Origin of the sequence: Saccharopolyspora soli, assembly GCF_022678645.1 — a bacterium.
Taxonomy (GTDB): Bacteria; Actinomycetota; Actinomycetes; order Mycobacteriales; family Pseudonocardiaceae; genus Saccharopolyspora; species Saccharopolyspora soli.
The window spans coordinates 107816-126966 of the sequence record NZ_JALBWV010000018.1 but is presented as its reverse complement, the minus strand read 5'-3'; the positions used below and the strand labels follow the sequence as shown (position 1 = coordinate 126966).

16 protein-coding genes are annotated in these 19151 nt (G+C 69.5%); 7 read left to right on the top strand and 9 right to left on the bottom strand.

Annotated elements, in window-relative coordinates; translation table 11 throughout:
• Window positions 1-20: 20 nt before the first annotated feature.
• The gene (locus tag MOQ72_RS16110; protein ID WP_242184375.1) at window positions 21-1220 is read right to left on the bottom strand and encodes an AI-2E family transporter; all 1200 of its coding nucleotides are present in this window, start codon (window positions 1218-1220) and stop codon (window positions 21-23) included.
• A 201-nt stretch (window positions 1221-1421) separates the two neighbouring features.
• On the opposite strand from MOQ72_RS16110, the gene MOQ72_RS16105 reads away from it, so the two are divergent.
• Complete coding sequence (locus tag MOQ72_RS16105; RefSeq protein WP_242184373.1) at window positions 1422-2255, top strand: hypothetical protein; 834 nt, start codon at window positions 1422-1424, stop codon at window positions 2253-2255.
• 185 nt (window positions 2256-2440) lie between these two features.
• A complete protein-coding gene (locus tag MOQ72_RS16100; RefSeq protein ID WP_242184372.1) occupies window positions 2441-3817 on the top strand; it encodes a hypothetical protein in 1377 nt (458 codons plus the stop codon).
• A gap of 293 nt (window positions 3818-4110) precedes the next feature.
• Here MOQ72_RS16100 and MOQ72_RS16095 read toward each other — a convergent pair whose 3' ends face one another.
• Window positions 4111-5424, bottom strand: coding sequence for a glycosyltransferase 87 family protein (locus MOQ72_RS16095; protein ID WP_242184370.1), 1314 nt, complete (start codon window positions 5422-5424; stop codon window positions 4111-4113).
• A 295-nt stretch (window positions 5425-5719) separates the two neighbouring features.
• Here MOQ72_RS16095 and MOQ72_RS16090 point away from each other — a divergent pair, with 295 nt between their 5' ends.
• Window positions 5720-6571: a GGDEF domain-containing protein gene (locus tag MOQ72_RS16090; RefSeq protein ID WP_242184369.1), complete on the top strand. Its 852-nt coding sequence runs from the start codon at window positions 5720-5722 to the stop codon at window positions 6569-6571.
• A 59-nt stretch (window positions 6572-6630) separates the two neighbouring features.
• Here the strand turns inward: MOQ72_RS16090 and MOQ72_RS16085 are convergent, their stop codons facing one another.
• From MOQ72_RS16085 to MOQ72_RS16070, 4 genes are all read right to left on the bottom strand, one after another.
• Entirely contained in the window at window positions 6631-7869 is a 1239-nt protein-coding gene (locus tag MOQ72_RS16085; RefSeq protein ID WP_242184368.1) for an RNA polymerase sigma factor, read from the bottom strand.
• Window positions 7866-8261, bottom strand: a complete 396-nt coding sequence (locus tag MOQ72_RS16080) for a YciI family protein (RefSeq protein WP_242184367.1) — start codon at window positions 8259-8261, stop codon at window positions 7866-7868. The genes MOQ72_RS16085 and MOQ72_RS16080 overlap by 4 nt, the downstream gene beginning before the upstream one ends.
• A 214-nt stretch (window positions 8262-8475) precedes the next feature.
• Complete coding sequence (locus tag MOQ72_RS16075; protein WP_242184366.1) at window positions 8476-9597, bottom strand: inositol-3-phosphate synthase; 1122 nt, start codon at window positions 9595-9597, stop codon at window positions 8476-8478.
• Window positions 9594-10184, bottom strand: a complete 591-nt coding sequence (locus MOQ72_RS16070; RefSeq protein ID WP_242184365.1) for a PadR family transcriptional regulator — start codon at window positions 10182-10184, stop codon at window positions 9594-9596. The genes MOQ72_RS16075 and MOQ72_RS16070 overlap by 4 nt, the downstream gene beginning before the upstream one ends.
• Before the next feature lie 203 nt (window positions 10185-10387).
• Between MOQ72_RS16070 and MOQ72_RS16065 the strand changes: the two genes are divergently transcribed.
• The 4 genes from MOQ72_RS16065 (at window position 10388) to MOQ72_RS16050 (ending at window position 16137) form a co-directional block, all read left to right on the top strand.
• Entirely contained in the window at window positions 10388-10792 is a 405-nt protein-coding gene (locus tag MOQ72_RS16065; RefSeq protein WP_242184364.1) for a DUF5318 domain-containing protein, read from the top strand.
• Between the two features lie 104 nt (window positions 10793-10896).
• A complete protein-coding gene (locus MOQ72_RS45190; RefSeq protein WP_242184362.1) occupies window positions 10897-14106 on the top strand; it encodes a transglycosylase domain-containing protein in 3210 nt (1069 codons plus the stop codon).
• A gap of 78 nt (window positions 14107-14184) precedes the next feature.
• Window positions 14185-15828 (top strand): glycosyltransferase family 87 protein, encoded by a 1644-nt coding sequence (locus MOQ72_RS16055; protein ID WP_242184361.1) that lies wholly within the window; start codon window positions 14185-14187, stop codon window positions 15826-15828.
• A 123-nt stretch (window positions 15829-15951) separates the two neighbouring features.
• A complete protein-coding gene (locus tag MOQ72_RS16050; protein WP_372495394.1) occupies window positions 15952-16137 on the top strand; it encodes a PspC domain-containing protein in 186 nt (61 codons plus the stop codon).
• 18 nt (window positions 16138-16155) lie between these two features.
• Here MOQ72_RS16050 and MOQ72_RS16045 read toward each other — a convergent pair whose 3' ends face one another.
• The 3 genes from MOQ72_RS16045 to MOQ72_RS16035 all read right to left on the bottom strand — a co-directional run bounded on the left by MOQ72_RS16045 (window position 16156) and on the right by MOQ72_RS16035 (window position 19131).
• Window positions 16156-16794, bottom strand: coding sequence for a hypothetical protein (locus tag MOQ72_RS16045; protein ID WP_242184403.1), 639 nt, complete (start codon window positions 16792-16794; stop codon window positions 16156-16158).
• Window positions 16795-16799: 5 nt separating this feature from the next.
• Window positions 16800-17630, bottom strand: coding sequence for an ABC transporter ATP-binding protein (locus MOQ72_RS16040; RefSeq protein ID WP_242184360.1), 831 nt, complete (start codon window positions 17628-17630; stop codon window positions 16800-16802).
• An 85-nt stretch (window positions 17631-17715) separates the two neighbouring features.
• Window positions 17716-19131 (bottom strand): M20/M25/M40 family metallo-hydrolase, encoded by a 1416-nt coding sequence (locus MOQ72_RS16035; protein WP_242184359.1) that lies wholly within the window; start codon window positions 19129-19131, stop codon window positions 17716-17718.
• Between the last annotated feature and the right edge of the window lie 20 nt (window positions 19132-19151).

Here is a 19151-nt window from a genome sequence, read left to right as displayed (position 1 = left end):
GCCGGTCGGAACTCGACCGCTCACACTTCCGAGTTGCTGGGTGAGTCGGCTGGGGCTCCGTTCGGCTTTTCGTCGGGTGGTGTTTCGGCTTCCTCGGTTGGGGGTTCGGCCGCTTCGCGGTCGGTCGGTGCCGGGACTTCGAGTTCTTCCTCCGGCGCGGTCAGGGATCGGATCGCGGAGTTCAGGACCGCGACCAGCGGCACCGCCAGGAGCGCACCGACGATCCCGGAGATCACCAACCCGATGCTGATCGCCAGCACCACACCCAGCGCGTGGATCCGCACGGCCCGCCCCAGGATCAGCGGTTGCAGCACATTGCCTTCCAACTGCTGCACAGCGAGCACGATGCCGACCACGACCAGCGCGATGATCGGGCCCTTGGTCACCAGCGCGACCAGCACCGCGACCGCGCCGGAGGCCACCGCGCCGACGATCGGCACGAAGCCGCCCAGGAACACCAGCGCGGCCAGCGGAATCGCCAGCGGAACACCCAGGAACATCAGTCCTAGCCCGATGCCGAGGGCGTCGACCACCGCGACGAGCGCGGTCGCCCGCACGAAGCCGACCAGCGAGTCGAAGCCCCGGCAGCCCGCCACGTCGACCCGGTGGCGAGCCGCCTGGGGCACCAGCCGGATCACGAACAGCCACACCCGGCGGCCGTCGTACAGGAAGTAGATCAGCGTGAACAGCGCCAGCACCAGTCCGGTCAGGAAGTTGCCGAAGGTGGTCGCGGTGGACAGCGCGCCGCTGGTGAGCGCGGCCTGGTTGGCGGCCAACCATTCCTGGGCCTGCGACAGGTACTGGTTGATCTGCTGCTCGTTGATGTGCAGCGGACCCGACGCCAACCAGTCCCTGAGCTGGTTGAGGCTGGCGATGACCTGGCGCTGCAGGTCCGGGAAACCCTGGATGAAGGCGTTGATGACGAAGGTGAGGACACCGCCGACCACCGCCAGCCCACCGATGAGCACCAGGGCGGTGGCCAGTGCGCGCGGCACGCGGCGCCGCGCCAACGCCGACACGACCGGCGCCAGCAGTGCGGCCAGCAGCAGCGCGATGGCCACCGGGATCACGACCACGTAGATCCGGCCGACGATCAACCCGAGCACGTACAGCGCGCCGAGGATCACCAGCGCTCGCCAGCTCAACGCTGCCGAAACCCGCAGTACGCGCGGGATCGACGTGGCCACGTCATCCCGCGTGGCGATCTTGAAGTCGTTCACCCTGCCACCGTAGCGCCGACCGCGAGAACAGGGGCGAAATGACCACCGGGCGCTATCGAACTGGATCACCAGTAACACGATGTAGCGAAGGTGTCGCGCTGTGCTTACGCAAGTGGCGGTTGTTTTGAAAGAGTCTGCGTCCGCGAGGAGGACGAGCTCCAGTGGGGAGTCGCCCGAAGCCGAGGAGGTTCTGGCACCGAGATGTCCCGCCACGAACGCAGGACGGGAGCCGCCCGACAGTGGCGGCTGCTGACCCGTGCCCTCGTGGTGGCTGGCGCGACGGTCGCCGGAACCTCCGCGGCTTGGCTGATCGGCACCGCAGGACCGGCCAGCGCCGCGGACCTGCCCTCGGCCGCTGATGCGTCAGACGACTCGGCCGCCCAACCGCACGCGGACGAGCAGACCACCGACCGGACCGATCCGGCGGAGTTCTCGCTGCGCCGCCTGGATCCGGTCGCGCTGGTCCGGTCCGGTCCGGCGGGGCAACTGCTGGACGCGGCGCGCCCGATGACCGGAGTGCTGCGGGACTCCACCGCCGAGGTCCGGCACGTCGCGGACAACGCGCTGTCGGTGACCGGCAGTCAGGCCAGCACGTTGTCCGCGTCTGTCGACAGTGGACTGGAAGAGCTGGGGCAACCGCTGCTGGCCGGGGAAACGGGTGTGCGGCCCGCGACCATGCCGCCCGCGTTGCAGGCGCCGATGCCGAGCGCGCCGTTCACCGTGCCGGTGGTGTCGCAGCTGATCGAGCCGCACTTCTCCGACGATCAATCCGAGTCGGTCTCCTGGGGGCGTGCGCCGAGACCCGCCGAATCCCCTGGACTTCCGGCCCGCTCAACGCCGTTCCACCTGCCCGCGCCGCCCGGTTCGCCCGGCTGCGGCGGAACCGGCGACGGGCAGCAGCACAACAACTCCGCGCTCGGCTGGTACCCGGTCGAGCCGGACGGAGTACCCGTCCTGGCCGGTGCTCCGGCCTGCGACATCGCCCGCGCGCTGCTCGGCCTGCCCGAGCCGCAGCCCGGCACCACCCCGGACTGATTCCGCCGCGGTGCGGCACCGGCAACGAATCGCGTTGCCGCGCGCCGGAAATCCCGCCGCATGCGCAACCCCGATCGCACTTCCCGAAAAGCCCGCCGTCGTGATTGATCAAGTTCCGATGACGGTGTGGCGCCCACAGTTGATTTTTCTCCCCCCAGCGGGGAAGCCTTGTGAAGGAGAGATCCATGCAGACTTGGGCGAAGCGCGGTGTGCAAGCCGCGCTGGTCACTGGTGGCATGTTGGCCGTCGGCACGGGGGTCGCATCCGCCAGCCAGACCTGCCCGGAGCGCCCGACCCCCCCGCTGGGCGAGTCGGTGTTTCCCCCCGTACTCGACGAGCTCGGAGACGATGCGGTGCCTGCCGATCGGTGCTTCGCGGGTGAGCTGTTCCCCGAGAGTGCCGGAACGCAGTACAACGCACCGGTGGTCGAGACCCGAACCAGCCACCCGGTGACGGCGCTGACCGGCACCCTCATCCCGGCGCACGACCTGCTGCCCGCCGTCGAGAACGAGCAGACCCAGGAAATCCCGGTGCTGGACGAGGCGTTCTGGCACGCGCCGACCGAACCGCTGCACCTGGCCGGTTGGGTCGCCGACCCGGCCGCGGCCCGGCCGTTCGACGCCGCGTCCGGACTGCCGCCGTTCGACGGGAACCGCCCGGTCACCCCGGCCGAGGGCTTCCACCGCTCGCTGAGCTGGGCCGGTCCCATCGGCGAGGTGATCCAAGGAGGTGCCAACACCCTGGACGGGGGTGCCTTTCGAGAGCGTGCGGTCCTGGATGTCCCTGCAGACCTGGTGATCCCGCACGACGACCTGGTGTACTTCGACGGCTTCGGACCGGCCAACGGGATCGTCGAACTGTGGGAAGACGCGCTGTCGCGCACCCAGGACGAGCGCCCCGGACTGGTGGCGGAACGCCCCGGACTGGTGGCGCCGGAGCAGGTGGACCTGACCTCCGCGGAGCTGCCCAGCCTGCACAGCAAGCTGCACACCGTGCCGCACGAGGTGCTCACCGGTGTGCTGTCCGTGTTCGCCGCCGAGCCGACGCCACGTCCGGACTTCGTGCCGCTGCACGTTCCGGGCGAGTACCAGGCGAAGGTCAACGAGATCCCGGACCTCGGCGGACTCGCGCTGATCGACCTGTCCAAGACGCCGGGCACCGTGCAGCGCAGCGAAACCCCCGGTGTGGCGGCTCCGCTGCCCGTGCTGGGCGAGCTGAACGCGCTGGGCGGCGGACAGACCTCGGTGCCAACGGTCAGCCGGATCACCGCGGCACTGGGGGGCGCCGAGGGGCGCGGCGGAAACCCGGCGTTCACCGATGAACCGCTGAGTTCCGACATCGCGGTCACGGTGCTGGACACGCTGCCGTCGGCGCGAGCGGTCGCCCAGAACCCGTTCCAGTCGGCTCCCACGTCGCGCGCCGGGGGCCTACCGCTGCTCGGTGGCGGCATCCCGGACTTCACGGCGGTGCAGGGCGAGACGCTGCCCACGCCGGGCGTGACCCCGGACGGCGTGCTGCGGAGCCTGGAGAACGCGGACACGATCGTCCTCGACCGGATCTGATCACCCGAAGCCGAAACCGGGGCGCGGAGCAGACCTCCCGCCCCGGTTTTTCATTTCCACGAGCCTTCGAAGTCCCGCGGTTTGGGCGTGACGGGGGCGGTCGTCAGGCAAGCGGCGGTAGCCGATTCCTCCCACGCTCGCAGCTGGCACGGCCGCGGGTTCTCAGCGGTTTTCTCGGGAGGACAGCCTCGACGCCGTGTATTGGGCATACATAAGTCGGGGATCCCGGAGTCGAGAAAGCCTCTGAGGTTCCCCCACCGGCACCGGCACGCAAACCAACCCCGCACCCTTAGTTACGGGACCGGGGCGGTGAGCGGGGCTTCTGGGGTCGGGTCGCCGTCCGCGGTCGGTTTCGCCGCACTTCGGCGGGCTTGCCACCAGCGGACCGCGTTGTAGAGCAGGTACGCCAGTCCGAAGTAGACGTAGGCGTTGCCGATCAGCTGCTCGAAGATGTTCCAGCGCAGCTCCAGACCATCGCCCTGCGGCATCTTCCAGTGCGGTCCCATCATGAAGAACCCGGCGACCAGCGCGGTCGCCAGCAGCAGCGGCCAGTTCCGCCGGACATACGCCGCGCCGAGCAGCAGCACCAAGCCGGGAATGGCCCAAACCCAGTGGTGCGACCAGGAGATCGGCGACACCAGCAGCCCGAGGACCGCGTTGATCGTCATCGCGGTCGGCAGATCCCGCTGCCGGATCGCATGCACCATGCCCAGCACCGCCAACACCAGCACGAGCACCGCCAGCACGGCGAACACCGCGGTCAGGCTCGGCATCGACATCTTGCTCAGCATCGAACGCAGCGACTGGTTGCCCGCGTAGGTCGACGCGTCGCCGGTGAACTGGGGACCGAACGACACGTTGCTGCTGGCCAGCATTTCCTGCAGCCAGAACCGCCGGGCGTTGTCGAAGGTCACCGCGAAGCCCAGCAGCGCGGTGCCCAGGAAAGTGAGTAGTGCGGTCACGATCGTCCGGACGTCCCGGCGCAGCAGCGGCAACAGCAGGAACACCAGCGGTGTGAGCTTGATCCCGGCGGCCACGCCGATCAGCAACCCGCGCGGATACGGCAGTTTCTTCGTGCCGTCCGTGCGCCACAGGCAGTCCACCGCGACCAGCGCCATCAGCACGATGTTGATCTGCGCGTAGGTGATCGTCTCCAACACCGGTTCGCTGATCGTGGCCAGCGGCAGCACCGCGGCGGCCACCAGCAGCACCTTGTCCCGGTGCGCGTGCAGGAAGTTCGACGCCTTGAGCACCACGTACAAGGTGATCAACAGCGCGACGTGGCTGACCAGCATGATCACCGCGGTCGAGCCGACCTTCGGGATCAGCGCCAGCGGCGCGAACAGGATCGCCGCGAACGGCGGGTAGATGAACGGCAACAGCAGCCCGGACTCGGTGGCCGGGAGGTTGTGGTACAGATCGCGGCCCGCCAGCAGCGCCTGCGCCCCGAGCCGGTACACCTCGCCGTCGATGTGGTCGTGCGTGTTGACGGTGGAGACCACCAGCACCGCGATCAGTTCCGCGATGCCGATGACCGCCAACAACGATCGGTGTTCGCGAAGCCGCTCGCGCAGCAGCAGTCGACCCGCGGTTCCGTGCACCGGCATGCCCCATCCTCTCGCCTGCAGCACCCCGACCAGAGTAGAGATCCGATCCCCGCGCGGGACCGCAACAGGTCGGTTTCGCGACCTGAGCCACTGGGCGAGGTTTCACCTCCTCGAACCACCAAGTCGCGCCCCGGAGAGGTGACGGCGCGCACGCCCCTCATGAGCACCTGACACACCGTTATGTGCGCTGCGTGAATACCACCGTTACGGGTGGTCGCAGGACCCTTGAATTCGGGCCTGCCTGGAGGGGAGGCTCGAACGGACTGCTCCGTTTGGTGGGAGGGGAGGGGGCCAAATGAGTGTCCTGGAGGTGACCGGACCGACTCAGCTGACGCCGGTCTGGGACGACCTCATCAGCGGGTTGACCGTGGGCGTGCTGTTGACCGACGAACGCGGTCAGGTGCTGGCCACCAACGACGTCGCCGCCGAGTTGATGCAGTTGGCCAAGGCCGATCTGCTCACCGGTGCCCGGCCCACCGGTTGGCAGGTGCGCGACGACACCGGCGCCGCGATGCCGGACTGGGCCGAGCTGGCCGGTCAGGTGCTGCGGGCTGGTTCGCCGCTGTCCATGCCGATGGTGATCGTCCGCTGCGGGCAACCGCGCAGCCGCATCTGGGCGGACTACCACCCGGTGCAGGTGCAGGGCCGCAGCCGGGTGCTGATCCTGCTGCAGTCGGTGCACACCGACGTCCCGCACAGCCGCGGCCTGCTCGACCCGCTGACCGGACTGCCCGGCCGCGTCCTCCTGCTGGACCGGCTCGAACAGTCCCTGGTGCGCGCCCGCAGCCGCGGCACGCTGTCCACCCTGGTGCTCGTCGACGTGCAGCGGCTCGCCGAGTTCAACACCGAGCACGGCTTCGAGCGCGGCGACGATCTGCTGACCACGCTGGCCAGTCGGCTGCGGGAAGGGCTCAGCGACGAGCACACCGTGGCCCGCTACGGCGGCGACGAGTTCGCGGTGGTCGCCGAGCACCCCAGCGGCACCGGCGAGGAGATCGCCGAGCAGGCGCGCGGAGTGGCGGGCTGGCCGGTGCGCATCGGCCGCAAGCGCGTTCGTCCCGGACTGCGGGTCTCCTGGGTCACCACCGACGGCCAAGCCTCGGTGCATTCCGTTCTCGCCCGCGCAGAGCAACAACTCCAGCACTAGACGGGTTTCCCGTCCAGCCGCCGTTTTTCCGGTGGACGATCGCGCCCCTGAAGCAGTTCCTAGTCCAGTCGAGCTGCGCGGTCCTGGAGGTAGTGCTGCTCCGGGATGCTGCTGGTCAGGCGTGCCGCTGTTCGGTAGGCCGACCGAGCCGCTTCGCGGTCGCCCGCCATCTCCAGCAGGTGCGCCCGCACCGCGTGCAGCCGGTGGTGCTCGGACAGGCGGTCGTCGGTGTCGAGCAGGTCGAGCAGCTCCAGTCCGGCCTGCGGGCCGTGCACCATCGCGGCTGCGACGGCGCGGTTGAGGGTGACGACCGGGCTGGGTGCCAGGTCTTCGAGCAGCCCGTACAGCGCGAGGATCTGCGGCCAGTCGGTGTCTTCGGCGCGCGCCGCTTCCGCGTGCACCGCGGCGATGGCCGCCTGGACCTGGTAGGGGCCGAGCGGGAAGCGGGCCAGGGCGTCGCTGATCAGAGCTACGCCTTCGTCGATGGACTCCCGGTGCCACCTGCCGCGGTCCTGTTCGGCGAGCGGGATGAGGCTGCCGTCGGGCCCGGTGCGCGCCGCGCGCCGGGCGTCGATGAGGAGCATCAGCGCGAGGAGCCCGGCGACCTCACCGTCCTCGGGCACCTGCGCTCGAACGAGCCTGGTCAGCCGAATCGCCTCCGCGGTCAGTTCGCTGCGGTACAGGTCGGAGCCGGAGGTGGCGGTGTAGCCCTCGTTGAAGATCAGGTACAGCACGTGCAGGACGACCCGCAGGCGATCCGCCCGTTCCGGCTCGGGCGGCAGGTCGAACCGGGCACCGGCAGCTCTGATGCGCTGCTTGGCGCGGCTGATGCGCTGGGCCATGGTCGACTCGGGCACCAGGAACGCCCGCGCGATCTCCGCAGTGGTCAGACCGCCGACCGCCCGCAGCGTGAGCCCGATCTGGGCGGCCGCGGTGAGGCTCGGATGGCAGCACAGCAGCAGCAAGGTCAGGCTGTCGTCCTCGCTCGACCGCCCGGTGTCGGCCGATGGGGCGAGGAACTCGTCGACGGGCGTCTGCGCGGCCACCTTGGCCGCTCGGTCCTTGCTCGCCTGTTCGCTGCGGAGCTGATCGGTCATCCGGCGGGACGCGACCGTGATCAGCCAGCCCCGCGGGTTGTCCGGCGATCCGCTTTCCGGCCACTGCGTCGCGGCAGCCAGCAACGCCTCTTGCGTCGCGTCCTCGGCGGTCTCGAAGTTCCCGTACCGCCGCACGACAGCGGTCAGCACCTGCGGCGCCAGCTCGCGCAGCAGGTGCTCGATGCGACCGTCGGTGTTCACTCCGCTGGTTGGCCCACTTCCATGATCGGGCGGACTTCGACCGCCCCGAACCGGGCGTCGGGGAAGCGCGCCGCGATCCCGATCGCCCGTTCCAGGCTGTCGCAGTCGACCACGAAGTACCCGGCCAAGTGCTCCTTGGTCTCGACGAACGGCCCGTCCACGACCACCGGAACGCCATCGCGCACCCGGACGGTCCTGGTGTTGACCGGGTCGGCCAGCGGGGTGCCCTCGACCAGCTCCCCGGACTCGGCGATCTCCGCCAGCAGCGTCTCGAACTGCGCGGTCAGCTCGGCACGCTCGTCCGGCGACGCCGCCAAGAACTCCGACGTCCGGGCGAACGTGGGGTGACCCCAGTTCCGCGGGTTGCTGTAGATCAGGATCAAGTACTTCATCTCGACTCCGTTCGCCTGCACGGTATGACCGCAGCGCCGCGAAAAAGCCGCGGATGTCACCGACCAACGGTGGTGATCAGGCCTGTCGGGGCACCGTTCGAGGGGGACGTCGGAGTGCGGAGCACGGTCTCGACCCGTAACCCGAGGATTATTTGTGATGTCAGTCACGAAGAGGCACCCGCGCGGACGCGGGTGCCTCTTCGTCTTGCGGCGTTCAGCGGTCGAGCTTGCCTGCGATGAAGTCCTCGACTGCCTGGTACGCGGCCGAGTCGGAGTACTGCTGGGGCGGCGATTTCATGAAGTAGGAGGAAGCGGACAGGATCGGCCCGCCGATGCCGCGGTCCTTGGCGATCTTGGCCGCCCGGATCGCGTCGATGATGATCCCCGCCGAGTTCGGCGAGTCCCACACCTCCAGCTTGTACTCCAGGTTCAACGGCACGTCGCCGAACGCGCGGCCTTCCAGGCGGATGTAGGCCCACTTGCGGTCATCCAGCCACGGCACGTAGTCCGACGGCCCGATGTGCACGTTGCGCCTGCCGAGATCGCGGTCCACCTGCGAGGTCACCGACTGCGTCTTGGAGGTCTTCTTCGACTCCAGCCGCCGCAGCTCCTTCATGTTCAGGAAGTCCATGTTGCCGCCGACGTTGAGCTGCATGGTGCGGTCCAGGTGCACCCCGCGGTCCTCGAACAGCTTGGCCAGCACCCGGTGCGTGATGGTCGCGCCGACCTGCGACTTGATGTCGTCACCGACGATCGGCACCCCGGCGTCGGTGAACTTCTGCGCCCACTCCGGGTCGGAGGCGATGAACACCGGCAGCGCGTTGACGAACGCCACCCCGGCATCCAGCGCGCGCTGCGCGTAGAACTTGTCTGCCTCCTCCGAGCCCACCGGCAGATACGACACCAGGACGTCGACCTCGGCGTCGATGAGCGCCCGCACGACGTCCACCGGCTGGTCGTCGGACTCCTCGATGGTCTCCCGGTAGAACTGCCCCAGTCCGTCGTAGGTGTGACCGCGCTGCACCGTCACGCCCAACGGTGGCACGTCGGCGATCTTGATGGTGTTGTTCTCGCTGGCCACGATCGCCTCGGACAGATCACGCCCGACCTTCTTGGCGTCCACGTCGAACGCCGCGACGAACTTCACATCGCGCACGTGGTAGTCGCCGAATAGGACGTGCATCAGACCCGGTACCCGGGTGTCCGGGTCCGCATCGGCGTAGTACTGGACGCCCTGCACCAGCGAAGCCGCGCAGTTCCCGACACCGACGATCGCCACTCGCACCGCTCGATCGGGACGATCTCCGCCCATGGCAGGGCCCTCCTTCTTGCTCATCTGTCGTGTCCTTGCAGTTCTTGCCCACCGACGTTGGATCGGCCAGGCGCCGCAGCCGCTTGCTCGGCGCGTTCGTGTTCGATGATTTGGTCCAGCCAGCGAACCTCGTGCTCGCTGTGGTCCAGCCGGAGCCGGTGCAGTTCCCGGGTGTAGCGGTCGAACCGGTCCGTGGAGCGCGCCAGTGCGCTTCGCAAGTCGTCCCGGCGCTCCTCGACGCGGCGTCGACGTCCTTCCAGGATCCGCAGCCGGACCTCGGCCGGGGTGCGGGAGAAGAACAGCATGTGCACGCCGAAGGCGTTGTCGTCGCAGGACTGCGGTCCGCAGTCGCCGACCAGGTCGGCGAACCGGTGTTCCCCGGCGGCTGTGATCCGATACACGCGGCGCGCTCGACGGCCCCACCCGCGCGAGCCGGGCGCGTCGGGCTCCTCCTCGATCAACCCGGCGCGCAGCAGCCTGCGCAACGTCGGGTACAAAGTTCCGCAGGACAGTGCGCGGAAGGCGCCGAGCGTGTCGTGCAACCGTTTCCGCAGCTCATAGCCGTGCATCGGGGCCTCGTGCAGGAGCCCGAGCACGGCGAGTTCGAGCATCCGCACCTCCTCGGCCCGATTTCAGCGGCGGCGCTGCGCGCGAGCACCGCAGGCCACCGGCCGGATTATATCGCGCCGATATATCGAAAAACACGATCGAGCGGTGCCAGAGGTGGCCATCGTCACTGCTGGTGGCGGGGCGTTGGCGGGGCCTGCCCTGAACGGCGCATGGAGGAGTCGTAGTCGACACGTACCCTGTGGTCGTGCGGACCCAACGGCAAGTGGTCGACTACGCGTTGCAGCGCCGAGCGCTGCTCGCGCAAGTCCACGCTGGCCGGGTCGGGGTGATGGAGGTCTGCGACGCCGATCCGTACCTGCTGCGGGCGGCGAAATTCCATGGTCAGCCGAGCGGGGTGACCTGCCCGGTGTGCCGGAAGGAACCGTTGACCCTGGTCTCCTGGGTCTTCGGCGATGCCCTCAAGCACGCGTCCGGATCGGCGCGGGCACCCGAGGAACTCGACCGGATGGCAACCATGTTCGAGGAGTTCAACGTCTACGTCGTAGAGGTATGCCGCACATGTAACTGGAACCACCTGGTGCAGTCGTACGTTCTGGGAACCGGTGGGTTGAACGACAGCCGATCCCGGCGCAAGACTGCCGCGGAGTGAAATTCGGTCGTGCCCCCAACACGACCACGCGCGCCCGGTGCGGCGCATCCCCGACGTGAACGCATCACAGGGCGTCCCAGGACGCCTGCCCTGGAGGCCCACTCGTGAACGACGAGCGTGACGACCACTCCCTAGGCCGCCACTCAAGGCATCCGCACCCCGACGGTCGAGGCACCCCACCACCCCCGCCGCAGCGACCGGGACCACCTCGTCCCGGTGATCCGGCGCGGCCACCGCAGCGTCCGGTGCCTGGCCCGCCCGGTGCGGGCGGACCGGCGTGGCCCAGCGAGGAACCGCGACCCAGCGGCCCCCCGCAGCGACCGGCGCCCCCCGGCCCGCAGTGGCCGGGTGGGGACCCCGGTGCGCTGGACACGCAGCAGAACGCCCCGGTGCCGCCGCCCGGCAAGGGCATGCAGTGGCCGGAGGCGGAGCCGCCGCAGGAGCAGACCGGCGCGTGGAGCCCGTCGTTCGATGACGACGACGATGACGACTCGGTGCTGGGCAAGCGGCTCAGCGGCGACTCCGGCGAGCCCGCGAACGGTGGGCGCCAGGTCGACCCGCCCACCGCGTTCTCCGCAGCGCCGCCGCCTCCCCCGCCGCCGAACGCGGGGCGGCAGGGACCACCGCCGCCACCGCCAGGCGCGCAGCAGACCCGGCAGGTGCCGCAGCCGCCGCCACCGCCGCCCGGACGTCCACCGCAGCCGCCGCGCAGCGAGCAGCCGACGCAGAACATCCCGCAGACCCCCGCGGAGAATCGCGACAGCGATCGACGCCGGGCGGGCGGCGCAGCCGCTGCTGCCGCCGCAGGCGGGATCGCCGGAGCAGCCGCAGGCGCCGGGATCGCCGGAGCCGCCGGAGGCGCGGCCGGTGCCGCCGCAGGCGCCGCTGGTGGTGCTGCGGGCGCAGCCGGTGGCGCAGCCGCCGGTGCCGCAGGCGCTGCGATGAGCGCGGGCGGAGGCCGTGAGCCGCAGTTGCTCACGCACCAGGAGCAGGGGACCTACAACTACTACGCCGATGACGATTCCGACGACGACCCCTACGACGGATACGGCGACGATCCCTACGGGAATGATCGCGATGGCGACAACCGCAACGACGACTTCGACGATTTCGGTCCGCCGGACGACTTCTCGGACCCGGACGACGAGATGAGCGCCGCCCAAGCCAAGCGCAGCCTGATCTGGCGGCGGGTTCGGCGGACCTGCTACGTCGCCGCAGCGCTGATGGTCCTGGTGCCCGCTGCGGTGTTCATCTACGGCTACATCGCCTGGGACCCGCCGAACGAGGCGCAGGTGATGAACGCGACTCGGCCGATCGAGTTGCAGTACTCCAACGGCGCCCCGCTCGGGCGCATCGATCCGGAAGGCTCGCGGGAAGTCCTGCACAACATCGACGAGGTGTCGGTGCCGATGCGCAACGCCACCATCGCGGCCGAGGACGCCACCTTCTACAGCAACCCCGGCTTCGACTTCATGGGCATCGTGCGGTCTGGCTACTACCTGTTGAGCGGTTCCGGCGTCGGTGGCGGCTCCACGATCACCCAGCAGTTCATCAAGCTGGACCAGGGCCTGAAGTCGGACCCGACCTACGTCCGCAAGATCAAGGAAGTCGTCCTCGCGTTCAAGCTGACGAACAACGAGAGCAAGGACAACATCCTGCTCTCCTACATGAACACCGCCGACTACGGGCGCGGCGCGAACGGCATCGTCGCCGGGGCGCGGGCGTACTTCAACAAGAAGCCGAGCGAACTCAACTCCGCCGAGGCGGCTGTGCTGGCGGGCGTGGTGCAGAGCCCCTACGGCGGCAACGACCCCGGCCAGAACCCGGAGAAGGGCAAGAAGCGCTGGGAATACGTCGTCGGGCAGATGGATCAGAACAGCCTCCTGCAGCCGGGCGAACGGGCGACCATGACGCTGCCGGAGACCCGGCCCCGCTCGGAGTGGAAGACCAACAGCAGGCTCACCGCCGAGCAGGACGCTGTCTGGGAGGCCGTCAAGAAGGAACTGGAAGCCAAGGGCCTGCCCGAAAGCGAACTGTCCCGCGGTGGTTACACGATCAAGACCACCATCGATCCCGACGCCCAGCAGAAGGCCGAGGACGCCGTCCACGCGGTGATGGACGAGGAACCGGGAACGCTGCGCACCTCGCTGGTCGCGGTCGATCCGGAAACGGGTGGGGTCCAGGCGTACTACGGATCCAAGGCTCAGATCGGTGACCTCGACTGGGCCAGCACGCCGCAGGAACCAGGCTCGTCGTTCAAGCCGTTCGTGGTGACCGCAGGTCTCGAAGAGGGCAAGGGGATCGGCGAGTTCTACGACGGCAGCGGGAACCAGGTGATCGCCGGTACCCCGTTCGACAACTCGCCTGGCGTGAAATGCGACGTGCCGACGCACTGCGGTGTGCGCGAAGCGATGACCAAGTCGGTCAACACCGTGTTCGTCAACCTGGCCGCCCAGGTCGGGCCGCCGAAGGTCGCCGAGGTCGCGCACGACGCGGGCATCTCGGATTCGACGAAGCTGGAGAGCCCAGGCGGTGCCGTCGAGGCCGGTATCGCGCTGGGCATGTACCCGGTGTACCCGGCCGACATGGCCAGCGCGTACGCGACGTTCGTCAACGGGGGCAAGCGAGTTCCGGCGCACTTCGTGGAATCGGCCGTCAGCCCGGAGTCGGGCCCGGCGGATCTCGGGATCGAAAAACCGACCCCGGCCTTCGGCGACGAGCCGACGAGCAAGGACATCGCCTACAACACCCAGCAAACGCTGTTGGACGTGGCCAAGCACTCGAACATCGGATTGGCCGGTAACCGGCCGGTGGTGACCAAGACCGGTACCCACCAGTGGGGTTCCACCACGAAGAACAAGAACGCGTGGACGATCGGCGCGACTCCGCAGATCTCCACGGCGGTGGCCATGCTCAACGACGACGGCGGTCCGAAGCCGCTGGAGGACAGCACCGGCCAGAGCTTCTACGGCGGTTCCCTGCCCGGCAAGGTCTGGCAGCGGTTCATGAACTCCTACCTGCAGGGCAAGAAGGTGGAGCAGTTGCCAACCGGCGAGAAGATCGGTCAGTTCGACGACGTCCCGCCGCCACCGCCATCCACTACCATGCCGCCCACCACCACGATGCCGCCGACGTCGGAGGCCAGCGAGTCCGACAATCCGGAGGAGACGAGCAGCCGACGGCCGCGGCCGGGCCAGGACTGCGGCGGCTTCTTCGAGCCGCCCTGCCCGACCGATGAGAACGGCAACGGCACCGGTGATTCCAACGGTGGTCCGGCGAACGTGGCGCCGACCCGCGACAGGTACTCCGGCTGAGCACCGACCCGAACCGTGACGGGGCACCCGCGGCGGCGGGTGCCCCGTCACGGTGTCCGGCCCAAGTAACATCCGGGCGTGTCCACCTCGACCGAGCCCGCCAGTACCGAACCGCCAACTCCTGGTGAGCGCGCGAGCTCGGCGGTGGACAGCGACTCGCTCGGCCCCACCGACCGCGTCGCGCCGACCTGGACCGAGCCGCTCGCGCAGCGGCTCAGCCGCCCGTTCGGCGGACGGCTCGGGCGGCACGCGCAGGTCGGTCGGCAGTGGTTCTGGACGCCGCTGCGGGTGATCCTGCTGTTCGCGGTGGTGGTGCTGGCCGCCGCCTGGCTGTTCAAGGCGCCCTGCCAGGTCACCTACGACAACGGCAACGGGCCGCAGCTGGACTGGCGGAACAACCGGCAGTACACCGCGATGTGCTACACCGACATCATTCCCCGCTACGGCATGGGGGATCTCGCGCCGGACACCGCTTTCCCGTACAAGACACCGTGGTTCGAGAACCAGGGCACGCCGCGGCAGCAGGTGCGGTACATGGAGTACCCGGTGCTGACCGGGCTGTTCCAGTGGGTCAACGCGCGGGCCGCGGACGGCTGGGCGACGTTGGCGAGCTACGGCTGGCTGCCCGGCGGCCTCACCAGCGTGCTGTACTTCAACATCACGGCGTTCTGGCTGGCCGCGGCCTGGTTGGTGACGATCTGGGCGCTGGTGCTGCTGTGCCGCAGACGGATCTGGGATGCCGCGCTGGCCGCCGTGTCACCGCTGGTCTTCGTGCACGCCTTCACCAATTTCGACGTCCTGGCCGCGGCTTTCAGCACGGTCGGGCTGCTCGCGTGGGCGCGGCGCAGACCGGTGCTGGCCGGGGTGCTGATCGGGCTCGGCGGCGCGGCCAAGCTCTACCCGCTGTTCTTCCTCGGCCCGCTGCTGGTGTTGGCGTGGCGGGCTGGGAAGCTGCCGGATGCGATGCGCGCGGTGTTGGCCACCGCGGTGACCTGGCTGGTCGTCAACGTGCCGATACTCGTGCTGTACCCGGCGGGTTGGCGGGAGTTCTTCCGGCTCAACAACGAGCGCCCGGCGGACCCGGACTCGCTGTACAACGTGCTGATGCACTTCACCGGCTGGGCGGGCTTCGACGGCGCACTGCCGGACGGCGCCATGCCGACGGTGCTCAACTCGGTCAGCCTCGCCCTGTTCCTGCTGGCCTGCTTGGCGATCGGGTGGTTGGCGCTGGCCGCACCGACCCGGCCGCGCCTGGCGTCGCTGTGCTTCCTGGTGGTGGCGGCGTTCCTGCTGACCAACAAGGTGTGGAGCCCGCAGTACTCGCTGTGGCTGGTTCCGCTGGCGGTGCTGGCTCTCCCGCGCTGGCGGGTGCTGCTGGCCTGGATGATCGTCGACGCGGCGGTTTGGGCGCCGCGGATGTACTACTACCTCGGCACCGCCAACAAGGGCCTGCCGGAAGGCTGGTTCCTCGGCGCGGTCGTGATCCGGGACGCGGTGGTGGTCGCGCTGTGCGTGCTGGTCGTCCGGGAGGTCCTGCGGCCCGCGCGGGACAAGGTCCGCACCGCGCTGGAGGCCCAGGGCGACCGCGATCCAGGCGCCGTCGACGACCCGTGCGGTGGAATCCTGGACGGGGCACGAGACCGATTCGTGCTGCCCGGCGTGGCGCGTTGGAGTCGAGGTGACGGACCGCTCTGGAAGCTTGGTGCGCGACTTCTGAGGTAGTCGAACTGGTACCTGGGAATGACGCGTAGCTACGGCTGTGCGTCGGCGGATGGATCGGAGGTCGGGGGAATCTCGGGGTCGATCCCCGAGGCCCCGAGCCGTCGCAGCAGCGACCATTGAGTCATGACCCGAATGCCCCTTGCCCGGCCGCGGAACGAAGCGATGATCGCGGGTGTGTGCGCCGGACTGGCGCACCGGTTCGGCATGAAGCCGTTCACCGTCCGGCTGCTGTTCGTGCTGTCCTGCCTGCTGCCCGGCCCGCAGTTCGTGCTCTACATCGTGCTCTGGATCTTGATCCCGAAGCGCTGAGCTCCAGCGCCGATTGCCCTAGGCGCGGCGGACGAACCAGGTCGTGACCAGCAGCGTGCTGGCGACCAGGACGCCCGCGGCGACGAGCGCGGAACGGATGAGCAGCGCAGTGCTCGCCGAATCCGCGCTCAGCGCCAGCAGCAGCGGGAAGGCCAGCGGAATCCACTTCGCCAGCAAGGCGATCCCGAACAGCACCGCCGCCGCGGCCACCGTGTAGCCGATGCGTGGGACGACCAGCGCGGAGCAGGGCAGGGCAACGGCGATGCCGAACGCGGCGCACGCGATGTGCGCGAGCAGTCCGATGCCGAGATCGCTCGGCGAGTAACCGAAGCCGTGCGATACCTCCGACCCGGCGACGGTGAGCGCTCCGAGGCCGACCGAACATGCCAGCACGGTCAGCACCACGGCGAACAACATCCGGTACATCGACCTGGCGTGCGTAGCGGTGACCGTGCGCTGCACGGCGTCCTCCACGTCGACCAGCGCGATCGTCAGCCAGCCCGCCACGATCAGCAGCGCGCCGCAGGTCACCGCGAAACCGGGCAGCGCCGGGCCGGCATTGTCGCTGTAGAGGACGCCAACGGTCCCGATGTAGAGCAGTACCGGCGGCAGGTAGCGCTGCGAATGCCACAGCATGGCGAGCTGATAGCGGATCATCGGGATCACGACCGGCTGCCCTCCCGAGCCTGGGAATCCACCGCGAGGACCTCGCAACCCCGCTGGATCGCCCGGAGTAGCACCGATTCCCGTTCCACCACGTCCACGACCAGTTCGACGTGCCGATTCCGGTGCACCGCCAGCACACCGGGCTGCGCCGCCCAGTCCTCGGTTCCGCTGTCGCGCAACACGATCCGGCAGGTGCCGGTCTCGGCTTCGAGCAGTTCGAGCCGACCCCCGGCGAGCTGGTGCGACCGGGTCGCCAGCGAGTGCACCACGTCTCGGCGGTGGTCGGTGAAAACCACGGCCGCCCCGGCAGCCGTGGACTCGCGGATCACCTCGGCCAGCACCGCGCGGGCGTCGGCGTCCAGACCGGACCAGGGTTCGTCCAACACCAGCAGTTCGGGCTCGGCCAGCACGGCTTGCACCAGGCCGACCTTCTGCGCGTTGCCCTTCGAAAGGTCGCGCAGCGGGGTGTCCGGACCACCGGTGAGCGCGAAGCGGTCGAGCCAGTCAGCGGCGCGGGTTCGGGCTTCTGCCGTGGACAGGCCGCTGATCCGCCCCAGGTGGCACAGGTAGGCGCGGGCACTCATCCGCTGCCGAGCCGGAAACCGGTCCGGCAGGTATCCGATGCTCGGCCGACCCGCGACCGTTCCGCCGGACGGCCGGGAAACCCCGGCGATGATCCGCAGCAAAGTCGACTTCCCCGACCCGTTGGCGCCGCAGATCCCGACGGCCTCACCAGCGCGCACGCCGAGATCGATGCCCCTGAGCACGGATAGCGCCCCGTGCCGCTTGGCAACTCCCGCCAGCTCCAGCACCAAACCTCGCTCCACCCAGGATCACCACCAGCTCCGGTGGGGGCGCGATTTCTCAAGAAATCGCACGCCTGCCCCTTCGCGAAATCGTGCCGCGGTCCGGTCAGCGGCGGGCGTGGGCGTCCAGGACGTAGGCGATGGCCGAGGTGACCTTCGCGGCGAACGCGAGGTGCAGCGACTCGTCCGGCACGTGCGCGTTGCTGTCCGGCCCCAGCGCGCCGGTCACCACGAACTGCGCGTTCGGGTAGGCATTTTGCAGCAGGCCCATGAACGGGATCGAGCCGCCGAGTCCCAAGGTCCGCCAGCCCGCGCCGAACACCTCCTCGCTGGCCTGGTCGAGCGCGGCTGCCAGCCACGGCGCCAGATCCGGCGCGTTCCAACCCAGACCCGTTTCGGAGTGCTCGAAACTGACCCGCGCCCCGTACGGCACGTCCGCGGTCAGCGTCTCCCGCACCGCCCGCAGCGCCGCTTCCGGATCAGCGGTGGGCGGCAGCCGGAAGCTCAGCACGAAAGTCGTGTAAGGCCGCAGCACGTTGCCCGCATCCGCTGGCTGCGGCAACCCGTCGGCGCCGATCACCGACAGCGTTGGCCGCCAGGAGTTGTTCAGCGCCAGCTCGACCTCGTCCTCGTCGACCGGTCGCAGGCCGTCCGGCCACGGCACCGAGCCGCGCACCAGGCCCGGCGCCGCCGCGATGGCCGAGCGCACCTCCGCCACCCGGTTCGCCGGGATCGGCACGTTCAGCTCGGGCACCAGGATCTCGCCGGTCGCGGAGTCCTCCAGCCGGTCGAGCAACTGCCGCAGCACCCGGAACGAGCTGGGCACGATGCCGCTGGCGATACCGGAGTGCAGGCCGCTGTCGAGCACCTGCACCTTGACCGCCAACTGCACCATGCCGCGCAGCGAGTTCGTCAGCCACAGCCGCTCGTAGTCGCCCGCCCCGGAGTCCAGGCACACCACCAGCGACACGTCGCCGAGCTGATCGGCCAGGTGCGCCAGGTAGGCGGGGAGGTCGGGGCTGCCGGACTCCTCGCCGGTCTCCAGCAGCACCACGCAACGCGCGTGCGCACCGCCGTGCGCCCGGACCGCCTCGATCGCGGTGATCGCCGCATAACCGGCGTAGCCGTCGTCGGCCGCCCCGCGGCCGTACAGCCGACCGTCGCGGACCACCGGCGTCCACGGCCCGAGCCCTTCGGACCAGCCACCCACCGGCGGTTGCTTGTCGAGGTGCCCGTACAGCAGCACCGTCCCGTCGGCCGCGCCCTCGCTGGCCGGGATGTCCACCAGCAGCAGGGGTGTGCGGTCCGGCAGCCGCACGACCTCGATGTTCGCGCCGGTGATCCCGCGCGTCGAGACCCACGCCCGCAGGTGTTCGACGGCGGCATCGAGATGTCCGGCGGCGACCCACCCGGCGTCGAAGCTGGGCGAGATCGCCGGGATCTCCACCAGCTCCGACAGACTCGGCAGGACCGACTCGTCCCACGCCCGTTCAACGGTTTTCGTCACGGCTGCACGATCCACGCCGTGATCCTATGCCCGGC